The 16,869-nt window shown below is 71.8% G+C and carries 20 protein-coding genes; 8 read left to right on the forward strand and 12 right to left on the reverse strand.

What is annotated here, in order from left to right:
• Positions 1-198: 198 nt before the first annotated feature.
• Positions 199-720: a hypothetical protein gene (locus AB0C78_RS16325; RefSeq protein WP_360747878.1), complete on the forward strand. Its 522-nt coding sequence runs from the start codon at positions 199-201 to the stop codon at positions 718-720.
• Between the two features lie 464 nt (positions 721-1,184).
• Positions 1,185-1,706, forward strand: a complete 522-nt coding sequence (locus tag AB0C78_RS16330; protein ID WP_360747881.1) for a helix-turn-helix domain-containing protein — start codon at positions 1,185-1,187, stop codon at positions 1,704-1,706.
• A 114-nt stretch (positions 1,707-1,820) separates the two neighbouring features.
• On the opposite strand, the gene AB0C78_RS16335 is transcribed toward AB0C78_RS16330, so the two are convergent.
• From AB0C78_RS16335 to AB0C78_RS16345, 3 genes are all read right to left on the reverse strand, one after another.
• The gene (locus AB0C78_RS16335) at positions 1,821-2,192 is read right to left on the reverse strand and encodes a hypothetical protein (protein WP_360747884.1); all 372 of its coding nucleotides are present in this window, start codon (positions 2,190-2,192) and stop codon (positions 1,821-1,823) included.
• 922 nt (positions 2,193-3,114) lie between these two features.
• Positions 3,115-3,552, reverse strand: coding sequence for a DUF4406 domain-containing protein (locus AB0C78_RS16340; RefSeq protein WP_360747887.1), 438 nt, complete (start codon positions 3,550-3,552; stop codon positions 3,115-3,117).
• A gap of 189 nt (positions 3,553-3,741) precedes the next feature.
• A complete protein-coding gene (locus tag AB0C78_RS16345) occupies positions 3,742-4,050 on the reverse strand; it encodes a hypothetical protein (protein WP_360747890.1) in 309 nt (102 codons plus the stop codon).
• Between the two features lie 312 nt (positions 4,051-4,362).
• On the opposite strand from AB0C78_RS16345, the gene AB0C78_RS16350 reads away from it, so the two are divergent.
• The gene (locus tag AB0C78_RS16350; protein ID WP_360747893.1) at positions 4,363-4,845 is read left to right on the forward strand and encodes a hypothetical protein; all 483 of its coding nucleotides are present in this window, start codon (positions 4,363-4,365) and stop codon (positions 4,843-4,845) included.
• Positions 4,846-5,042: 197 nt separating this feature from the next.
• The gene (locus AB0C78_RS16355; protein WP_360747896.1) at positions 5,043-6,158 is read left to right on the forward strand and encodes a hypothetical protein; all 1,116 of its coding nucleotides are present in this window, start codon (positions 5,043-5,045) and stop codon (positions 6,156-6,158) included.
• Positions 6,159-6,180: 22 nt separating this feature from the next.
• On the opposite strand, the gene AB0C78_RS16360 is transcribed toward AB0C78_RS16355, so the two are convergent.
• From AB0C78_RS16360 to AB0C78_RS16380, 5 genes are all read right to left on the reverse strand, one after another.
• The gene (locus AB0C78_RS16360; protein ID WP_360747899.1) at positions 6,181-7,023 is read right to left on the reverse strand and encodes a TIGR02391 family protein; all 843 of its coding nucleotides are present in this window, start codon (positions 7,021-7,023) and stop codon (positions 6,181-6,183) included.
• Between the two features lie 266 nt (positions 7,024-7,289).
• Positions 7,290-7,820, reverse strand: coding sequence for a hypothetical protein (locus AB0C78_RS16365; protein WP_360747902.1), 531 nt, complete (start codon positions 7,818-7,820; stop codon positions 7,290-7,292).
• A 108-nt stretch (positions 7,821-7,928) separates the two neighbouring features.
• Positions 7,929-9,287, reverse strand: a complete 1,359-nt coding sequence (locus AB0C78_RS16370; RefSeq protein WP_360747905.1) for a tyrosine-type recombinase/integrase — start codon at positions 9,285-9,287, stop codon at positions 7,929-7,931.
• Positions 9,284-9,688: a hypothetical protein gene (locus tag AB0C78_RS16375; RefSeq protein ID WP_360747908.1), complete on the reverse strand. Its 405-nt coding sequence runs from the start codon at positions 9,686-9,688 to the stop codon at positions 9,284-9,286. Before AB0C78_RS16375 ends, AB0C78_RS16370 begins: the two co-directional genes overlap by 4 nt.
• On the reverse strand, positions 9,685-9,921 hold the full coding sequence (locus tag AB0C78_RS16380) for a hypothetical protein (RefSeq protein WP_360747911.1): 237 nt from the start codon (positions 9,919-9,921) through the stop codon (positions 9,685-9,687). Before AB0C78_RS16380 ends, AB0C78_RS16375 begins: the two co-directional genes overlap by 4 nt.
• Positions 9,922-10,187: 266 nt before the next feature.
• Between AB0C78_RS16380 and AB0C78_RS16385 the strand changes: the two genes are divergently transcribed.
• The 3 genes from AB0C78_RS16385 (at position 10,188) to AB0C78_RS16395 (ending at position 12,715) form a co-directional block, all read left to right on the forward strand.
• Positions 10,188-11,378 carry a hypothetical protein gene (locus AB0C78_RS16385; RefSeq protein WP_360747914.1) on the forward strand — a complete coding sequence of 397 codons (1,191 nt, stop codon included), beginning with the start codon at positions 10,188-10,190 and terminating at the stop codon, positions 11,376-11,378.
• 68 nt (positions 11,379-11,446) lie between these two features.
• Positions 11,447-11,746, forward strand: a complete 300-nt coding sequence (locus AB0C78_RS16390; RefSeq protein WP_360747917.1) for a hypothetical protein — start codon at positions 11,447-11,449, stop codon at positions 11,744-11,746.
• A gap of 360 nt (positions 11,747-12,106) precedes the next feature.
• On the forward strand, positions 12,107-12,715 hold the full coding sequence (locus AB0C78_RS16395; RefSeq protein WP_240808530.1) for a recombinase family protein: 609 nt from the start codon (positions 12,107-12,109) through the stop codon (positions 12,713-12,715).
• A gap of 190 nt (positions 12,716-12,905) precedes the next feature.
• Here the strand turns inward: AB0C78_RS16395 and AB0C78_RS16400 are convergent, their stop codons facing one another.
• The 4 genes from AB0C78_RS16400 to AB0C78_RS16415 form a co-directional block, all read right to left on the reverse strand.
• Entirely contained in the window at positions 12,906-14,156 is a 1,251-nt protein-coding gene (locus AB0C78_RS16400) for a cytochrome P450 (RefSeq protein ID WP_301175875.1), read from the reverse strand.
• Positions 14,153-14,551 (reverse strand): hypothetical protein, encoded by a 399-nt coding sequence (locus AB0C78_RS16405; RefSeq protein ID WP_171069428.1) that lies wholly within the window; start codon positions 14,549-14,551, stop codon positions 14,153-14,155. The genes AB0C78_RS16400 and AB0C78_RS16405 overlap by 4 nt, the downstream gene beginning before the upstream one ends.
• A 316-nt stretch (positions 14,552-14,867) precedes the next feature.
• Complete coding sequence (locus AB0C78_RS16410; RefSeq protein ID WP_138641307.1) at positions 14,868-15,353, reverse strand: DUF6114 domain-containing protein; 486 nt, start codon at positions 15,351-15,353, stop codon at positions 14,868-14,870.
• The gene (locus tag AB0C78_RS16415; protein WP_138641308.1) at positions 15,344-16,015 is read right to left on the reverse strand and encodes a DUF6230 family protein; all 672 of its coding nucleotides are present in this window, start codon (positions 16,013-16,015) and stop codon (positions 15,344-15,346) included. The genes AB0C78_RS16410 and AB0C78_RS16415 overlap by 10 nt, the downstream gene beginning before the upstream one ends.
• A gap of 122 nt (positions 16,016-16,137) precedes the next feature.
• Here AB0C78_RS16415 and AB0C78_RS16420 point away from each other — a divergent pair, with 122 nt between their 5' ends.
• Positions 16,138-16,734: a TetR family transcriptional regulator gene (locus AB0C78_RS16420; protein WP_138641309.1), complete on the forward strand. Its 597-nt coding sequence runs from the start codon at positions 16,138-16,140 to the stop codon at positions 16,732-16,734.
• Positions 16,735-16,869: the final 135 nt, after the last annotated feature.

Genomic DNA, 16,869 nt, shown 5'->3' on the forward strand with positions numbered 1-16,869 from the left:
CGTCGACTATGTCCGACGCGCGCGGCTCAGCGCAGCCCATCGACCCGTTGAGCGGCGGCCGCCAGCTCCCCTTCATGCAGCCGCTCTGCACGGTCGCGCCGTGGCGTGATGCCGTCCGGCCCGGCGCGTCACCTGCGCGCGGGCGGTGGCCGGCCCGACGATGAGGGGCGTCACCTGCGCTCGAAGGGGGAACGACGCGTGCCGAACACGACCGGCGGCCACCCGCACGGATACGACCCGGGGACCGACACCGTCCGGGTGAGGCGCTACGACCTGTGGCGGCTCCTGCTGGCCTTCCGCGACCTGACCGAACGGCAGGCCCCGCGCACCTGGTCGCACATGCTCGACTACGACATCTCCTTCGAGCGCCTGGCCGACGCCGTCGACGCCGCCAACCAGACCCTCTCCGGGCCGGAGTGGAGGGGACCGGACTACCGGATGCGGTGCAGCCTGGCGGCGGCCTACGTCTGGCCCGAGGACGCGCCCTACGACGCCGGGCGGGTCACCGCGGTTCGGGTCGTCGGGTACGGCTCGCACTACGTCGCCGATCTGCTCGGCCCGGAGCTCCGGGCGCTGTGCGGCTTGGGGTACGCGGCCGAGGAAGGCAAGACCATTACGGGCGAACCCACCTGCCCCGAATGCCGCCGCGAACTCGCCCTGATGCAACTCCTGCGCTCGGGCACCGAACGACACCGGGAGCATCGCGACACTGGTGCATGATCCAGGTGCTGCGGTCGGGGCAGGCCCCTGGCCGGAGTCCGGCCCGGCCCGCCGCCGGTTCTCGGGCGCGCGCGCCGTCAGGGAGCCCCCGTTGGCGAATGCGATACAGCGCGCGCAATGTGGCATGCCGGGAATGGTGCCGCGTTAGGATCGGTCGGGCGGGTCGGCCACACGGCGCAGCCCCCGTCATCGTCCCTGTGAGGGTTCGCATTCGGCACAGCACAGCGATGGGACGGTATGCGATGACAAACGATGCTCGACGTGCGCTCCGGGACGAACAGGTGACCGAGGCGCGAGAGCTTGTCAGTGGGAACAAGACCACGGCAGCCGCCCTAGCGGTGGACTGGGGTGTGTCCTACTCGGCGCTCAAGCACGCGGTGGCCGGCCGCACGCATGCCCATCTTCCTGGAGCGGCGCCCGCCACGGTGCCTGGTGAACGGTCCCGAAAGACACTGTCGCCCCGCATGGTCACCGACGCGCGACGCCGTGCACGCGAGGGCGACACGATCGCCGACCTTGCCGCCGAACTGGAGGTTCCCTACAACACGCTGTACGCAGCGGTTCGGGGAACGACTTGGACCGCGCTCACCGAGCCTCCAGTCGGGCCCGCTGAGCCCGCGGCGTCCGCCCCGCGGCGCAGCGTGTTGACCGCCCGAAAGGTCGCCGCCGCCCGCCGCGCCTTCGGCAGGGGAACGGCCACCTTGGCCGAGCTGGCGCGCCGCTACGGTGTGTCCGAGACCACGATCAGCGCGGCTGTGCACGGCCGCAGCTGGCAGCACGTGTCCGCCCCACCGGTCCCGCCGGGTGAGCCAGGTATCAGCAGCATGATCGCGGCGCGCGAACCGGAGATCAGGCGACGCGCCGAAGCGGGGGAAGGGATCCGCACGATCGCGGCCGACCTGGGGGTCGCGGCGTCGACGGTGAGCCGCCTGCTGACCCGCGCCCAGCATCGTCGGCCTTCCCCACCGTCACCTCCTAGTCCATGAGCACGGCGGCCCCGATTCTGCTGGCCCCAAGCGGTCAGTCCGCAACGTGCGGCAATTCGGCGTTTGGTGCCGCTGTCGACGCCACGAACCAGGACTGACGACATCTGCCGTTGGTCAGCTGACAGCAGGCTCGGTGAACGTGATCTCTGCCTGAAGGATGATGCGGGCTGCGTGGCGGCGGGTCCGCGCGTAGTTCAGGAACAGGCCGTTTGCGTGGTGCGCTAGCCAGCGGCGCGATGGGCCACCACTGCTGGCCGGGTTGGGCATGGCGCTACCGATGCGGCGCCGTCCCAGCAGTACGCTCCACGCCCCGTCGTTGGCGTAGGAGGCCGCCCGGGTGAAGTGCACCCGCTCGTCTTCGTCCTTCACATGATCGACCTTCCCCGGCAGGGCCCGCAGTGGGGGCAACGCCTGGCAAAGCATCCCCCCGCTTTGACCGCCGCGCGCCGCATCCCCGGCCGCCGCAGGGGCCACCGCCAGCGTCATCCGTCGCGTGCTGGACGCCTCCCTAACGCCGCTGTCGTCAGTGGAGCAATACCGCCTGGCCCTGGAGACAGACGAGGAAACCGCCTAGCCCGACCGCGCCGAAGGCCTCCGGCGTTGGAGTCGCGGGAGGCCTTCCGGTTCCCCCACATGTTCGGGGGCCGCGCCGGGGAGGCGGGGAGGCGCGGCGGCGGGCCGGTATCCCAGAGCCCCTGGCCGCCCCGCACGCGGCGTGAGCGTACCTGCGGCTCGGCACTCAGCCGACAGGACCGGAACTCGAACGTTCGCCCTCGCACCGCCGGCCCCGATCGCGTCTCCGGCTGAAGCCGGGATGCTAAGTCAGGGAGCATTTCGTAGACCGCTACCCGCATTAATGCGGGTTGAGCGACGCCAGGCCGGTGGCACTCGCTGCTGCGCTCCCAGGTGCGGCTGGGCCGCAGCATGCGCCAGCGGCGGCTCCGGCAGGCTTCGGTGACGACTTCTCAGCCTCTGCCAGCGGGCCCCTCAGTTTCTGCAGTCGTCTGTGGCAGTAGCGCTCTGACCTGTGCAGGTTCCCATCATCGGCCCTCGGTTGAGGCGCCCGTGCGAGCACGTTGCCCGGCCGCGCCGTTCCGCTGACCGGCGAGGGAGCTTGCCCGGTCCCTCCGCGCCCAGCCGGGGCCCCGCCGGAGCCGGTGGTTCGGCTGCGCGGCGGCGTCGGTGCGCGCGGCTGTGACGTCAGCAGCGGAGCTATCCCGATGGCCCCAGCCACGGCGCCCGCACGACCGCCTCATGTAACTCCCGCGGTCCATAGACGCGCGGCCTGGGGACATCTGCTCGATGCCGCCGAGTTCGTCAGGACCGTCTCGCCCGCTGACCGCCGGGGCCCCCGCGTCGCGCGTGAGCGTTACATGATCAGCGCGTCGACGGCGAGCGACGGCGAGTTTCACGGTTGGCCCGGTTCCTCCGCGCCCTCGCCGCCCGCGACGACAGGCAACCGCGAGGCGGCTGCGTCCGGACAGGAGCAGGCGCCCATCCCGGCTTCCTCAGTGACCTGGGGCGCGGCCTCGCCGTGAAGCAGAAGATCCGGGAGCGGCCACACCGGGATGTTGAGCGCCCGAGCCGCTGCGACTTCCGCCCGCGCGCCGCGCGAATGACGCCAGCCGGGCAGGACGACCACGCCTTCGGCGCGTTCACAGATCCAGTTGAGGTTGTCGGCGAGGGCCATGCGCACTGCGGCGCCGACGCGTGCCTTGCCGCCGGGCTGCTCGGTTGGCACGTAGACCTCGTGGTCGCGGGCGCGCAGGGCCTCTGCGCCGCGCGCGAACTCCGCACGTCCCATGTCCGGCAGGCCGCGCATCGGCCCGGAAAGGTAGATCCTCATGAGCATCCCTCCGCCACGCTCCGAACGCCCGGCGACGTGATCTCATACGGGCCGGGCGCCGGGTCGTCTGCTCGCCGGTCGTGGTCGCGCGCGCGGCGGGGTGGGTGGTCGGTCATGCTCTGTTCTCCAGGGGGAGTCGGGCTTTCGAACGCGAACCCGGCGCGCCTGTGTCCGCAAGAGCGGGGATGGTCACCAGGTAATGCTGCCGATGCTCTCAATATCGGCTGTCTCGGGGCCGGGCCAGTAGCCGTTGAAGACCATGAGGACGGCATCGACGAAGCGGCCCGCTTCGACGTGTGCGATGAAGGCGTCCCGCTCGTCGTCGCGCAGCGCCACGCGAGCGGTTCGGTTCTTGGGGCCGTCGTACCACTCACTGCCGCCGGCGCGGAGCGTGATCGACATGGACACGTGCAAGATCTCGCGGCCGCGGGCGCCGTCCAGCGACGGGGCGGCCGCGAACATGGCGGGGATCTGCTGTCGCGCCGAGGCAGAGAGCATGGCTGGCTCCGGAGCGCGGCGTCGTCCAGCCATCGAGGGTCTCCTGTTCAACGGGGCGATAGGGACAGCGTGACAGTCGGAGCGCCCAACTGCACCAGGCTTCGACAGGTCCGCCTGCACGGCGTGCCCTTACGGCTTCGGTCCCGACCGTCGATGCTGGTTGCCGCCGGCAACACCCGAGGCGGTACCTTCTCGATGGCTTGTCCGGGACCGGAGGTATGTCGGCGTGGAGTCGGCGGAGGCGGAACGGCCGTGAGGATCTCCGCAGCTCTGTCTTGATCTGGCGGCTGGCGGCGGTGGAGGCTGGTGGGTGTGGCGGGGAAGAAGAAGGATGCCAAGCAGCGGCGTCGGGCCAAGCGGTTGGCGGAGCGTGCGGAGCGGTTCGAGCGCCATGCGGCGTTGGTGAACCAGCGTGCTGGTGATCGGCGGTTCGTGCAACGGGTGACCGATGCGCAAGGGCGGGTCACGGTGACGCCCGCGGAGTCGGAGGGGCCGCAGATCACTGATGCGTTGCGGCAGCAGGCGGAGTTGTTCCGCGCCAAGTTCGGCCGAGAGATGGGACCGGGCGATCCGGTGTTCTTCGACCCGGACGCCGACGAGCCGGCCCCGGTCGATGCGGGCAAGATGATGGCCGAGATCCGCCAGGAGGCCGAGCGGATGACCGACCCGCAGATGCGGGCGTACCTGCTGGCGTTCGCCGAGTGCGGCTACATGGTGACCGAGGCCAACCAGCACACCTTCTCCGCGCACGAGGTCGAGGCGTTCACCGGCACGGTCGAGCGGCACCTGGGCTGAACGGTGGGGAGGTTGATCAGCGGGAACCGGTGCACGTGCAGTTCCCGGCGTAGTAGGGCGTCGATTCGGTGCTGCTGGTGGGCGACCTTGTCGCCGACGTGGTCGCCGGGCACGCTGGACGACCACATCCCCGACCTGCGCGAGCTGCGCGCCGCCGCCCATCTCAACGCCGCGCAGCTCGACGCGAGCACCACCGCATGACCGGCTCCAACCGCACCGGCGGTGATCGACGCGGTCGGGTCACCGAGGTCACCCGGCGCCGCATCATCGACGGACTCCTGGAGATCCAGCCGAACTGGAGCGGCGTCCTGGACGAGGTCGACTTCCTCAGCCGCCTCTACGACCTGGACAACCTGCCCAGCCGTGACCCCCGCTTCGCCACCGCCGCCCAGGACATCGGCCAGCACCGCTGGCTCAACGACGACTGGAACGACGACTGGATCTTTCACGACACCCGGTTCGGCCTGGTCGACCAGGACGACAAGCTCCTGCGGTTCCTGGCCGAGATGCTGCATCCATCGGTGCGGACCGACCTCGCCGAGATCAAACGGCTGCAGGAGTTCCTCAACGGTGTGCTGGTCCACGACGGCTACGAGATCGTCCAAGTCGACGTCATCAGCGGCGCGCCGGTCTTCGACCACCGCCTCATCGGGTCAGGGGTGCCCGGGGCACTGAAGAACCTCATCTTCGCCGCCATCGGCCCCAAGCCCGACATCGTGCTCGACGACGCCGTCAACAACGACCTGCGCATCGTCCGCAACGCCCACAACTGCCTGGTCTACGACCGGGCCCTGGCCGCGCACGGGCTGACCTGGGCCGAACTGAGCGACTGGTGGGCCGACCGGCAGGGCATGACCGGCGAGCCGGACCCCGACATCTCCCGCAGGCTGGACCGCTCACTCGGCGACAACGACGCCGAACGCCGTATCCTCCGTTCCTACGCCGACCGCTACGTCCGGCTCGGCCCCGACATCCCCGCGCTGATCCCGCAGGTCTACCTGCACTACGACCCCTACACCGCCGCCGAGCGGCGCACCCCTGGCCCGCTGGCGCGCCAGCGCATGGACTTCCTGCTGCTCCTGCCGCACCGCGCCCGCGTCGTCATCGAGTGCGACGGCCGCCAGCACTACGCCGGCGACGACGGCCGCGCCGACCCCCGCCGGTACGCCGCGATGATGGCCGAAGACCGCGACCTGCGCCTGAAGGGGTATGAGGTGTACCGGTTCGGCGGCGCCGAACTCACCGACCCCCGGGCGACGCACCGCATGCTCGACGCGTTCTTCGACCGCCTGCACCGGCGCTACCTCACATGAACCACGAGCCTGCGAACCCGCGTCATGGTCCGGTCCGCGCGGTCGCGGCGTCCAGACGGCGGTGCACCAGCGACAGCATCGAGAACAGGTCGAGCGCGTCCGGTTCGGTCAGCGCCCAGCCCGCCGTCGCCCGCGGCGTGTGCGCCGGCGGGTTGCGGAACGTCCCGAAGATGCCCCTGAGCAGGTTGGCGAACCCGCGATGCTCGCTGATCTGCGACTCGGTGCCGTAGCCGTTGATCCGCACGACCGGCACGCCGGCGCCGGCGCCGAAGCACTGGTCGACCAGCCCGGCGCCGTCGCCGGACAGCCCGCTCATCTGCCGCAGCCGTTCGCTGACGCCCTTGGTCGCCTCGAACACCGCGTGGAACAGCGACTTGCGCAGCAGTTCCTCCTCGCAGTAGCGCAGGACCTCGGGGTGAACGCCGCGGCGCGCCAACTCGGTCCGCAGCCGACCGGCCAGCCGGGCCACCTCGTCCAGCGTGGTCGCCGTCGCCGCCGCCCTGGCCACCTTGCCCTGTTCGTTGACCCGAAGGCCGACCAGCGACAACGCCTCGGACAGGCCATCGCGAAGCGCGTCGAACCGAGGCTGGTCCTGGAGGAACCGGCCCGGCGCCATCGCCTCACAGATGAACCGGATGATGCAGTTGCTCGCCTGGTCGCGGTGCTGCCGATTGAGCAGAGCGGTTCCCAGCCGGGAGCGCTTGTTGGACGCCTCCACGTCGGCGATCCGCATCATCCCCAGCAGCCGGGTGATCTCTGAGTTGCTCAGCCCCGGCCAATCGGTGCTGGCCAAGACGTCGGCGACCGCCTGGACAACGTCCGACGACCACGGCGGATGCAGCTTCTTCGCAGGCACAGATCCCATGATGATGGCGACCTACCGTGCCTCCGCATCCGGTTTTCCCATCCGCCATCGACCGCATGCGGCCTTCGCCAGGGCAGTTATCTGGGGTGCCGCTACGCCGCCAGGCATGTAAGGCACATCGCGTCGCTGGCCCGTGGCTGACGGGTTATCTGGAGGTCTGAAGGCACGTCCGCCACGTAAGGCACGGCGAGCGCCCGGAAGTGTTTCGGCCGAAACACCTTCCGTCATGAGTGGAACAGGACAGGGCGCCCCCGGTGCGGGCGGCCTTACCAATCCAGATCGACGGCGGCCCGCACGTGCGCGGCGAGAACGCCTTCGTCGGCTGCGGTTCTGGATGCCGGATCCAGAAGCACCGGGGGTGCGTCATCCCCGGTGCTCCAGCGCGCTGCCCATCGTCGACCGTCGCGCGCCGACGCGTAGACCCTGATCACATCGACGGCTCCGGGGTAGGACGCGAGATCTGCGTGATCGGCGTGCGCCTGGGCCTGGTCCAGTTGGCCGATGCTGGCGTGTTCAGGCAGCTCGACTTCAACGACTCTGTACGCCAGGACGGCGAGGTGGACCCTGCCCTCGGCCAGCGTGAGCAGCGCGCCGGTGTCGATGGCTGAACCCAAGGCCGCATCGACGCTCCGCGGGTCAACGCCTTCGACATCGAGTGTCCTGAGCACCTCGGCGAACGGCTGAGTCCCATCCTCAGTGTGGAGGAGTCCCAAGGTCGGTAGCCCGCCAGTGGATGCGAAGGTCCCCAGCACCTTACTGAGGAACTCCAGGGCTCGATCGGGAGACAGCGGCGTCATGAGCACCCATCATGCTTTAGCCCTGGCGCCAAGCGCACGCTCACGGGCCTTACGTGGCTGCCACGGCAGGGCGCCGGCTGCCCGTGCTGCCTTTCGCTCGGCAGGGGATCAGACGCTCTCTCCCCGCTGGGCTCGGGCGGTCTGCGGCCGCCGCGGGCTGACCAGCTCGACGATGAGGGTGGCCGGGTCGTTCTGCAGATCCCGGTCGGTGTCGTTGTAGGCCTCGGTCTGCGCGCGGGTGGCGTGGGCGACGGCGCGGCGGACGGTCTCGATCTCCTCGCCCTGGGCGAGGGCGAGGGTGACGAAGGTGGCGCGCAGCTTGTGCGGGTGGACCTTCAGCCGGGCCAGCTCGGCGACCTGGTTGAGGATGCGTCCGGTCTCGGAGCGGGCCAGCGGGCGGCCGGTCGCGGTGGCCAGCAGCGGACCGCCCGGGCGGCGGTGGTGCCCGCTGACGGCCAGGTACTCGCCCAGCACCTGCTCCAGCCGGGCGGGGACGGGACGGAAGTGCTCCTTTCCGCCCTTGACCGTGACGCGCGCGCGGCGGTGCCCGTCGTGCTCGTCCAGGTCGCTCAGCCGCAGGGTGCGGGCCTCGGACGCGCGGATGCCCAGCCCGGCCAGCAGGTAGACCAGCGCCCGGGCGCGCAGCGCGTACAGCAGCCGGTTGGCCCGCCGCCGCGAGTCCGGCCGCGCGGCCAGCGCGGCGCTGGCGTCGGCGACCATCCGGTCGGCCGCGCGCAGCAGCGCCTTCGTCTGCGCCTGCGACAGCGCGCCGGTCTTGCCGCCGTCCGAGCGCGGCGGCTTGGTGGCGCGGCGGACCCGGTTGCGCTGGACCGCCTCCTCTTCCTCGGCGTAGGTGTAGAACGACGACACCGCGGCCAGCTTGCGGCGCACCGTGGCGGAGGAGGCGCCGCGCTGCTCCAGCGTGCGGGCGTAGGCGTCGGCGTCGCCGCGCTTGACGCCGAGGGGGTCGCGGCGCGCGGCGCCGTCGCGGCCGCCGGGCGCGGCCAGGAAGTCCAGCCACTCGGCCAGGTCACGGGCGTAGGCATCGCGGGTGTGCGGTGAGGAGTAGGCCAGCAGCCAGCCCGCCACCAGGTGCGTCAGCTCCGGCCCGCCCCCCTCCTCGGCGCGCTCCAGCACCGTGGTGACCGGCACGCTGTCCAGCGGCCCGCGCCGCCCGCCCCCCGCCGGCGGGGCAGCCGACCGGGGAGGCGGCGGGCCGGGGGGCGTGACGATGCGGCCTTCCAGCACGGGCGGGTCCGCCGTGCCCCCGCCCGGCTCGCCGCTCAGGCCGCTGCCCGAGCCGGTCGCCGGCATCGAGTCGAGCCGCGCGAGCGCCGTGGTGCCCGCCGCGCCTGCCGTGGAGTCCGGGGAGGGGGACGGCGCGGGGGAGGGGGCGCCGGGGCCTTCCTCGCCGGTCAGCGCGGAGCCCGGGGCGGCGGGCGCCGCGGGGGAGGTGCCGCCGGTCATGCCGCCGGTGCCGGTTCGCCGGGCGCGCGGCCGGTGATGGTCACCAGCTCGCCGGGCCGCAGCTCGGCTACCCCCAGCGCGCTGACCGCGCCGTTGTTGGCGCCGCCGATGGCGGCGATCAGGCTGGGCGCGGCGACGGTCAGCCGCAGCCGCAGCCGGTCCAGGCCCGGCGCGGTCAGCTCCACCGGGCCGCGCAGCCGCAGGGTGTAGTCGAGCGCGTCGCGCAGCGTCCGCACCGCCTCCGCCGCGGCGTCGGCGCCGCTGTCGGAGGAGGTGCCGGAGGAGGTGTCGGCGGCGGCGATCGCGGCGGCGCCGTCCACCGCGGCGGTGATCTCGACGTGCCAGTGCGGGTCGCCCGCCCCGGCGGGTTCCCTGGCGGCCGGTTCCCTGGTCGTGCTCATGACGCCCGGCCCGTGGTGCGCTGGGTGGTGCGCTGGGCGTCGAGGAGCATCACCAGGTCCAGCAGTTCGCCGGGCGTGAGGGACGAGGCCAGCTCGCCGAGCTTGGCGCGGCGCGGCCAGTCGTTCCCCATCACCTCGCGCACCCGCGGCAGGACCTCCTGCTCCAGGTGCTCCTCGTCGTAGGGGTGGTCCAGCCCGGGGACCGCCCCGGCCGATTCCCGATCTTGAGTCATAACCCCGATTATGACCGAAGATCGGCGGCCCGTCCGGGGAACCCGCCGCTCGCCCGGCCGCGCCCCCGGCCCCGGCCGCCGGGACCGGCCCCGCACGCACGCCCGAGGTAGTTACATGCATCCTCGGGCCGCGAACGCCCGTCAGGATCGCTCTGAGCGCCGCGAGTTGCGATCTTGAGACTTCGTCACATCATGATCTTTTCTTTTTTAAAAAGAAAAATGAGATGCGTAGTTCTCTTGTGAAAAATTCGGTAGGGTGGTGAGCCATGACGACCTCCGATTCCGGGCCCGCCGCGTCCGAGCCCGCGTCCGACATCAGCGCGCCCGCCGGGCAGCCCGCCGACCCGTCAGCCGTCGCCGACGGGCAGCGGTGCGCCTACCGTCCCTGCGGCCGTCCCGTCGTGCAGGGCGGCCGCGGCCGCCGCCGGCAGTACTGCGGCACCGCCGATACCCCGCGCCGCTGGCCCAAGCAGGGCAACAAGACCTGCCAGCAGCTCGCCATGGCCGAACGCACCGCGACGCTGGCGGCCGCCGACGCCGAGCTGGCCGCGCGGTTCGACCAGTACGGGGCGCTGGCCGAGCCGGTGGTCGAGGCCATCGACGCGCTGCTCGACCAACTGCGCGCCCATGCCCAGGCCGCCGAGAAGGTGGCGCAGGTCGCCGACGGCCGCGTCCAGGCCGCGCAGGAGCGCGCCGACAAGGCCGACGCGGACGCCGCCGAGGCCCACCGCCAGCGCGGGGAAGCCGTCGCCGCCCGGGACGCCGCCGAACAGCGCATGAACGCGGCCATCACCGCGCGGCAGGACGCGCTGGACGCCCAGCGCAGGGCCGAGCGGGACGCCCGCGACGCCGAGGACCGGCGCCGCCGCGACGTCGAGGCCGCCCAGGACCGCGCCGACGCGGCCGCCGAGCGCGCGGTCGCGGCCGAGGCGCGCGCCGCCCGCGCGGAGACCTCGGAGGCCTACTTCAAGGACAAGGAGCGCGAGGCACGCGTCAAGGCCGAGGAGATCGCCAAGAACAACCGGGAGCTGCGCGAGGAGAACAAGGACCTCGTCCGGCGGAACCGGGAGCTGGCCGAGACCGCCGCCACCGCCGCCGCCGAGCGGGACGCCGAGCAGCGCGCCGCCGCCGCTGCGGACGAGCGCGCGGCCGCCGCCGCGCGGCGGGCCGAGCAGCAGGTCGAGGCCGCCGAGCAGGACCGCCGGCGGGCCGACGAGCGCGCGCGGGAGCTGGCCGGGCAGGTCGCCGAGCACCGCGCCCAGGCCGCCGCCGCGCAGACCGCCCGGCAGGCCGCCGACGACCAGGCCGACCGGGCCCGCGCCGACCTAGACGCGCTGCGCGCCCAGACCGACGCGCGGATCGCCGAGCTGCGCGATCAGGTGCAGCGGGCTGAAGAGCGCGCCGACGCCGAACGCGCCGAGCGCCTCGCCCGGCAGCAGGACCAGCCGGACGAGTGAGCCGCCGGGCGACCGGCGCGCCCCAGGCCAGAGACGATGGACACAACACCCAGTAGGGGAGACCAGCGATGGACCTCACCGAGCAGCACATCACCCAGTACACGGTCGACGGCAACACCACCGCACGCGGCGGCCGCGGCTACAACTCCGCGCTGGTGGTGAGGATCCAGCGGTTCGGCGTCGACTCCGAGTCCTGGTACCTCACCAGCGGCGAGACGGTCTTCAACCACGCGTCCGGCGCCTGGGACCCCGACCACGAGTTCCGGCAGGCCGACGACAGGAACCGCTACCTCACCGGCCTGCACGAGGCCGCCTACCGCGTCGACGCCGCGCTCGCGCAGCTGCGCGCGGAGTACAGCCGCACCTGACGGGCCTGCTCGCCACCAGCGAGGCGCGCCCCCGCGCGGGACGGGGCGGGGGCGCCATCGCCCGGCAGCAGGCCGCTGATCCGCAGACGTGCGGGTGGGCGCCGTCGAGCGCCTCGGCGCGGCCGCCCGCGATCGGTACGCAACCGCGCCGACGGGGGGGCGCCCGATGTCGCGTAGTCGGGGTTGAGGAACCTGCGGACAGCCGTTAGCGCTGAGAATGATCTTTGGGGTGAGTGTTCCGTTAGGGGATCCCTCACCGGAACACCGGCCAGCCGGGGCGGTGCCCCAGGTCGAGGTGTTCCGTAAGAGTGTTCCGCGAACTGTCCCGGTGACGGGGCCCTATCCGGAACACTTGAGCGCGTGAACGCCGCGAACGCTACGGCTCCCGGCACGATCCGGGTCGGGTACGCCCGCTGTTCCACCGACGAGCAGGACGTCGTCGTCCAGACCGAGCAGCTGCTCGCGCTCGGTGTCCCGGCCGATCGGATCTACATCGATCGGGGCTTCTCCGGGACGACCCGCCGCAACCGCGGAGGTCTGGACCAGGCCCTCGCCGCGGTGTGGCCGGCCAGCGTGTTCACCGTGACCAAGTTCGACCGGTTCGCCCGCAACATGGCCGAGGCCAACCAGATCCTCACCGACCTGTCCGACCGCGGCGTGCTGTTCGGGCTGGGCGGGTCGGTCTACGACTGGAGGGACCCGTTCGGCCGGCTGTTCCTGCAGACCCTGGCGATGGTCGCCGAGTTCGAGGCGAACCTGGGCCACCTGCGCACCCGCGAGGGCATGGCGCTGGCCAAAAAGAACGGCAAGCTCAAAGGCAAGCAGCCCAAACTGCCCGAGTCCGCGCGGCGGTCGATCCGCCGCCGCTACGCCGAGGGCGAGGTGTCACTGGCCGACCTGGCGACCGAGTACAGCGTCGGCCGCTCCACCATCCACCGCGTCATCCACGGGCAGGGAACCCCCGGGTAGAACACGGTTCACACCCGCACTCCGCTCCGCCCTCACTGTTGATGCCGGCCGCTGATGCCGGAGACGGCGGGCCGGGCCGGTCGTGGGTGGCCGGCCTTGGCGCGGATGGTGAGCAGGTTGCTGGATTTTGGGCGGGCAGCGCAGGGGCTGGCCGCGCCGTTGCGCGGGGTTGCGGAGGGCGCGGCCCGGGTCACGGGTGGAGGGTGAGGGGGAGGTGGGCCAGGCCGCGCAGGGCGATGCCGGGGCGTCGTTGGGGTTGCGTCGGCCGGGTGATGGCGGCGTATGCGGGGCTGAGGAGGTGTTCCAGGACGATCTGGGTTTCCAGGCGGGCCAGGTGTGCGCCGAGGCAGAAGTGGATGCCGGAGGCGAAGGACAGGTGGGCGGGTTCGGGGCGGGTGACGTCGAGGGTGTCGGGTTGTTCGACGAGGTCGGGGTCGTGGTTGGCCGCTCCGAGGAGCATCACGATGACCTGCCCGGCTTTGAGGTGGGTGCCGGCGAAGTCGGTGTCGTGCAGGACGGTGCGGGCGTCGACCTGGACGGGTGAGTCGTAGCGCAGGAACTCCTCGACCGCTGTGGGGATGAGGGCGGGGTCGGCGCGCAGGGCGGCTTGCTGGTCGGGGTGGTCCAGGAGGGCGTGCAGGGTGTTGCTGAGCAGGTTGGTGGTGGTCTCGAACCCGGCGCCGAACAGCAGCAGCGACGTGGAGATCATCTCCTGTTGCGACAGGCGTGCCTGCTCGGGTGCGGTGGCCATCCGCGACAGCAGGTCCTCGTGCGGGTCGGCTCGTTTGGCGGCGAGGAGATCGGTGAAGTAGGCGACGAGGTCGGCTTCGGCCGCCGCGGCGGCGGTGATGGCCTCGGGGTCGGCGGCGGGTTCCAGGAGCGCGACCATCTGGCGGACTTTCGGGGTGAACACCATCCGGTCGGCTTCGGGGACGCCGAGCAGGTCGGCGATCACGTTGACCGGCAGCGGCAGGGCGAGGGTGTCGACGAAGTCGCCGCCGGACCGGCGGGCGAGTTGGCCGAGGTGTTTGCGGGTGCGGTCTTCGATGGAGGCCCGCAGGTCCTGGATGTGCCGGGTGGTGAACACCGAGCCGACCGAGCGGCGCAGCCGGGTGTGCTCGGGCGGGTTGGCGAACAGCATGCTGTGCCCGAGCCGCCCTTGGGCCTGGCGCTGTTGTTCGCCGGCGCCGCCGGGGAGTCCGAAGCCCGCCAGTTCGTTGCCCTTGCCGAACGAGCGGTGCCGCAGCGCCGCGTCGCACTCGGCGAACCGGGTCAGGACCAGGGTGCCGTCACCGGTGAGCAGTACCGGCGCGGTCTCGCGCAGCCGCCGGTAGGCCGGGTAGGGGTCGTCGCGGGGGGTCAGGAAGATCTCGAAGAACAGCTGCTCGGCGGCCGGATCGCTGGTCGCCGTGCCCAGGGCCGTGCCGTTCGGGGATGTCATGAGGGGGTCCCGTCGTCGAATTGGCCGATGGCCTCCCAGACGCAGTCTTCCGCTGGGCTGGTCGCGGTGAGCCGTGCCCAGCTCTGTCCGGCCTCCACGGAGGCCAGCCGCGCCACCAGCAGGTAGGGCGGGCCCGCGGCCGGACACTGCGTCCAGGTCAGCCAGATGCCCCGCAGCCGCAGCGGCGCTTCGATCAGCGACCCCAGGTGCGTCAGCGTCACCGCGCACACGCTCATCACCGCGCTGGGCTGCGGTTGGTCGGCCGGGCCGCCGGGCAGCACGGCCAGCGCCCAGACCTCGCCGCCGACCGCCCTCCATGCCAGTGATCGGGGTGCGTGGGGTGGATCCGATGGGGGAAGCGGTTCGCGCCAGACCAGACTCTGTATCCCATCCATACCCCCACCATTTGACACTCAAGCCCTCTATGTCAATGAAGAGAACACGATTGTTCTGACTGTCAACCAGTCCATTGCCCGGGGTTTGCGGACACCGGGGTTGTTGCGGTCATCGGTGTGAGCACCCCGGCAAGCCGTGCAGGCGCGCGGCTGGATGCCGGGCACCCCCTCCGGCCACAAGGGGTACCGGTCAGAACCGCGTCACGGGCGTGTTCGCCCCCGGGTTCGGTCTGCCCCCGGGTTCGGTCTGCGGGGGCCTGGCGGGCTGTGTGGTGTGAACCTGGTCCCGGCGGGCGCCTCCGCCGGGACCAGGGGCCTATGGGGTGCGGGGGTGGTGCGGCTGCGGGGTGGAAAGTTCACCGGAGGGCGGCTCGGTGTCTCCGGTGGAAGGCCGAGTGGCGTCTTCGGTGGCGTCTTCGGTGGCGGGGGTCCAGGCGAAGGCGAGGGAGCCGCCGGTGAGGGCGAGGAGCATGCCGATCAGGAAGCCGCCGAAGTTGGTGTAGAGGAAGGAGGCCAGGGCGGCCAGGAGGACGATGACGCTGAGCAGGGTGTGGTGGCGGGGCTGGTACCACAGCAGCAGGCCGGTGAGGGTGATGATGCCGCCGAGCAGGAACCCGGCCAGGCCCGCGGTGCCGGGCAGCGACAGCACGGTGTACAGGTCGGCGGGCAGCAGCAGGATGGCCGCGCCGCCGGTGGTGGTGAGCAGGCCGCCCCAGAAGGGCCGGCTGCGGCGCCAGGACCGCCAGCGCCGCCAGTGGTTGCGCAGGCGGCCGGTGAGCGGGGTCGCGGCGTTCAGAAGCATTCTTTGACGTCGCCTCCCATGGTCATGTCGATCCCGGCGAGTTTGAGTCCGCTGGCGGTGACCCAGCGGACCTGGCCGTGGATGCGCAGTTTGAGGTCGGTGCCGGTGATGGGCAGGGTGCCGGGCGGGCCGGTCTGGACGGGGATGTCGCCCAGGCCCTTGACGGGAGTGGTGCCGCCGCGGCCCAGGGCGATCCCGCCCCCGACGACCTCGACGTCATCGATGGACTCCAGGGCCAACTGGAGTTCATCGAGCTGGAGCCGCTGCCCGGGTTGAGTGGTGATGCGCAGCACCCGCGAGCCCAGCGGGCTGGAGACCTTGCCGGAGGCGCAGATGCCCTCGGCCCAGGTGTCGCGCAGCGCCAGGGCGACCACGGTGCGCCGGTCGCCGTCGCGGGTCTGGAAGAACCGGGGGAAGGACCCGCCGGCGTTGGTGGACAGCCGCTGGATGGTCAGTTTGATGTTGGTCTTGCCCTTCAACCCGGCCGAGACCGGTAGCGCGCCGCGCAGCACCCCGACGACCATCACCGCGACCACACCCAGGACCGGAACCAGGACCGCGGCGAACCTCCTCCACCGGGTCCGCCCCGCAACGGTGGGGAGACTGGGCGGGGTGTCCAGCGGAGCGTGGCGGCGCCGCCACAGCCGGTCGATGAATCTCACCCCGCCACCTTTGACAATCAGTCGCGACTTGTCAATGCCACGCACATCATTGGTTGGAATGTCCTCGGCGGGGGTCGAGGGGTGTCCGGCCACTGGACACCCGGCTTGTTACTGTCGGCGGCGTGAACACTCACGTCCCGGCCGACTTCCAGACCCGCGTGCGCCACCAACTCCGCAGCGACGCCCTGGACGCCGCGTTCGCCCTGATGACCGACCAGGGCTGGTCGGCGGTCACCATGACCGCGGTCGCCGCGGCCGTCGGCGTCAGCCGCCAAACCCTCTACAAAGAGTTCTCCTCCAAGGACCAGATCGGCCAAGCCCTGCTCATCCGCGAAGCCGAACGCTTCATCGACGGCGTCGCCGCACACGTCGCCGCGCACGACGACGTCGCTTCCGCGATCGAGGCCGCCGTCCGCTACACCCTCGACCAGGGCGCCACCAACCCGCTGCTACGCACGATCCTGTCCGGCGACCGCGGCGGCGACACCCTGCTGCCCCTGGTCACCACCGACTCCCAGCCCCTCATCGCACTGGCCGGCCAGGTCCTCAGCCAGCACATCACCGCCCGCGCCCCCGGCCTGGACGACGAAGACATCGCCGCGACCGCCGACGCACTGGTCCGCCTCACCGTCAGCCACCTCCTGCAACCCCTGGACGACACCGGCACCACCGTCACCCGGCTCACCCGCCTGGCCACCCGAGGCCTCGGCCTCCCCTAAAACCCCGATCCCCGACGAGGGAGCGGACGGCGTCATCTCCGGCGGCGTTCAGGTCGCCGACGAGATCGGTGGCCCGTTCCGCCAGGGAGCCTGTAACTCGAAGTGTGTAAAGATGATCTTGTTGTGGGTCTGGTT

The sequence above is a fragment of the Actinomadura sp. NPDC048394 genome (assembly GCF_040651755.1).
In the GTDB taxonomy this organism is placed as follows: Bacteria; Actinomycetota; Actinomycetes; order Streptosporangiales; family Streptosporangiaceae; genus Spirillospora; species Spirillospora montaniterrae.